We start from the raw sequence: 2,786 nt of genomic DNA, 5'->3' as shown, positions 1-2,786 counted from the left end.
TGTAGATTCCGGAGTATGGTATCCCCCCATACCGGAACATGGTACCCCCTCATTCCGCTGATGGTAACCCCACCCTAATATTACTAGGATTGGAGTATATGAAGCTATAAATTTCACCCATCATTACTCTGATGGATAATACTTCCCTATACTTTCGGTCTGCCATTCCGACACATGGTAACCCCTCTGGTTAAGTATCATAGTTTGATTCCGGAACATGGTATCCCCCCTCTAAGAAAGCCGTTAAAAATGTTAGAGCGATTTGTATTCATTTTGCCCTTTTCATCTGTAAAAAAGGGGATATGGCTCAAAAAGCAGTTGACATGAAACAGATTAGGCAAGTTCAGCAATTAAGAGCTGATGGGGTTCCCATAAAAGAAATCGTTCGACGCACTGGTATCAGCCGGAAGACAATAAAAAAATACCTGCTTAGGATGGATGGGATGCTAATGGCAGAAAGTGAACCCAATGGTATCAATGATAAAGAGCTGGCTGCAGTAGTTTACAACGATGATAAAACAGTTATTAAAGGGCAGCGATTTGAAGCCCTGATCGCCCATTTTGAGCAAGCGTGTAAAGAGTTGCATAAAACCGGGGTGACCAAACAATTACTGTGGATGGAATACCTTCAGAACAACCCCGACGGCTATCAATATAGTCAGTATTGCTATTTATTCGCCAGATATCTAAAAGATACTGATCCTGCCTTTCATTGGGAATATACTCCCGGCGAATTTACGCAGATGGATTTTGCAGGCAAGAAGCTATCATATGTAGATAAAGAAACAGGAGAGATAATCTCATGCGAAGTTTTTATTGGGATATTACCTTTTAGTGGCCTGATCTTTTGCATAGCTGTAGCTTCTCAAAATACAAGAGACCTGGCTCACTGTATCAATGAGCTCGTCAAATACACTGAAGGAGTAACCAGGACATACCTCTGTGATAATTTTCGAACAGCTGTAAAGCGATCAGATTTACATGAGCCTGTATTTACAGAACTATGTTATCAATTATCAGAGCATTATCAAACAACATTCAGTGCCACCCGTCCATATTCCCCAAGAGATAAAGGTATGGTAGAGGGCGCTGTCAATATTGTCTATATGCATATTTATGCACGGATGAGAAACCAGGTATTCCACAGCATGGAGTCACTCAATCGAATTATCCGCACTCACCTGGATGTACTTAATAGAAAGCCATATAAGAATAGCAAAGAAAGCAGAATGGATATCTTTCTGCGGCAAGAAAAGCCTGTTCTGAAGGAACTTCCTTCAACACCCTATAGTGTTAAAAAGGGAAGACAGGTCACAGTACAGCAGAACTATGCTATTCAACTGCCGGATAACAAGCATTATTATACAGTCCCTTATACTTATGTCGGATGTAAAGTATGGGTTAATTACGATAGCAGAACTGTCGAAGTGTACTATCAGCACGAACGCATAGCCTTCCATGTACGTAATAGTCAGGAACCCCACTTTAACCGTCTGGCAGAACACATGCCCCCCAATCATCAGCACATGGTGGAGATGAGAGGATGGACAGTGGAAGATTTACTGAAACGAGCAGGACAAGTAGGAGAATATACAAAGCAAACAGCCGACCGTATAATACATAGCAGCATTTATCCTGAACAGAACTTCAAGGCATGTAATGCAATGATCCTTCTTCAGAACAAATATGGTAAGGACCGGTTGGAAGCAGCATGCAGAAGGACATCCAACATATCCAGGCCCACACTCAAAATGGTTCGTAAAATATTGGAATGCGGGTTGGATCATCAACCATTGCTTTTTGATGAACCTACCCCTCCACTTCCAGAGCATAAAAATATCAGAGGGTCAGATTATTACAAATAAGATAGACAGTATAACACTAGGTAATGCCCTTATGGTTGCATAGTACTTTATTTTTTAAAATCAAACATACAATCTCGGCAATGAACACGACTCAAACTATTAATCAGATGCTTGAATTAAAGCTGATGGGAATGGCTAACAGCTATCGTTCTCAATTGGAATTACCCCTGGATCAGCAACTGGAAGGCCATGAACTGATCACTCATCTTCTACAGGCGGAAAAGCTTCATCGTGGTAATGACCGCATGGAGACACTGTTAAAATCAGCCAGGTTTCGTTATCATATCACACCTCAGGAAATAGAATGCGGTGCTGAACGTAATCTGAGTAAAAGTGTCTGGAGCAGTCTAATTGAAGGAAATTATCTGAAAGCTGGGGAAAACATCCTGATAACTGGCTCAACAGGCTGTGGTAAAAGTGCTGTCGCTTGTGCCTTAGGCCACCAGGCCTGCCTAATGGGGCTTAAAACACGCTATTTTAATATGAACCGGTTGATCGAAACCATTATTATGGCTAAGACGGAAGGTAGTTATATGAAACTGATCAATCAACTGGAAAAGATACCACTAATTATCCTTGACGACTTCGGTATCCAGCACCTTAATAAGAATATCAAGCTGGCATTGTTACAACTTCTAGAAGACCGATACGCAAAAAGGTCAATCATTATTACTTCCCAATTACCCGTATCCGCCTGGTATGACTATATAGATGAACTAACACTGGCTGATGCTATTATGGACAGAATGACAGCTCGTTGCCACCGGATTGAATTAAAAGGAGAATCTAGAAGGAAGAAAAAATAGCACTTACTAATGACCATATCTTATCTTTGAAATCTTAAAACGCTCTTTCTTTTTTGGCTCTTCTTAGAGGGGATACCATCACCGGTACGAGGGGGTATCATCACCGGAATTTACA

Annotated in this window: 2 protein-coding genes; both read left to right on the top strand. The window is 41.2% G+C overall.

Annotated elements, in window-relative coordinates; translation table 11 throughout:
• Positions 1–302 precede the first annotated feature (302 nt).
• Positions 303–1,865, top strand: a complete 1,563-nt coding sequence (gene istA / locus GO493_RS30645) for an IS21 family transposase (protein WP_157310060.1) — start codon at positions 303–305, stop codon at positions 1,863–1,865.
• An 80-nt stretch (positions 1,866–1,945) separates the two neighbouring features.
• Entirely contained in the window at positions 1,946–2,671 is a 726-nt protein-coding gene (gene istB, locus GO493_RS30640; RefSeq protein WP_157310059.1) for an IS21-like element helper ATPase IstB, read from the top strand.
• The last annotated feature ends 115 nt before the right edge of the window (positions 2,672–2,786 follow it).

This window comes from Chitinophaga tropicalis (assembly GCF_009758205.1).
In the GTDB taxonomy this organism is placed as follows: domain Bacteria; phylum Bacteroidota; class Bacteroidia; order Chitinophagales; family Chitinophagaceae; genus Chitinophaga; species Chitinophaga tropicalis.
This window is presented reverse-complemented; position numbering and strand designations above follow the sequence as displayed.

Coding starts and splice junctions, on each gene's coding strand:
- istA (WP_157310060.1), top strand. CDS start 303: ATGGCTCAAAAAGCAGTTGACATGAAACAGATTAGGCAAGTTCAGCAA.
- istB (WP_157310059.1), top strand. CDS start 1,946: ATGAACACGACTCAAACTATTAATCAGATGCTTGAATTAAAGCTGATG.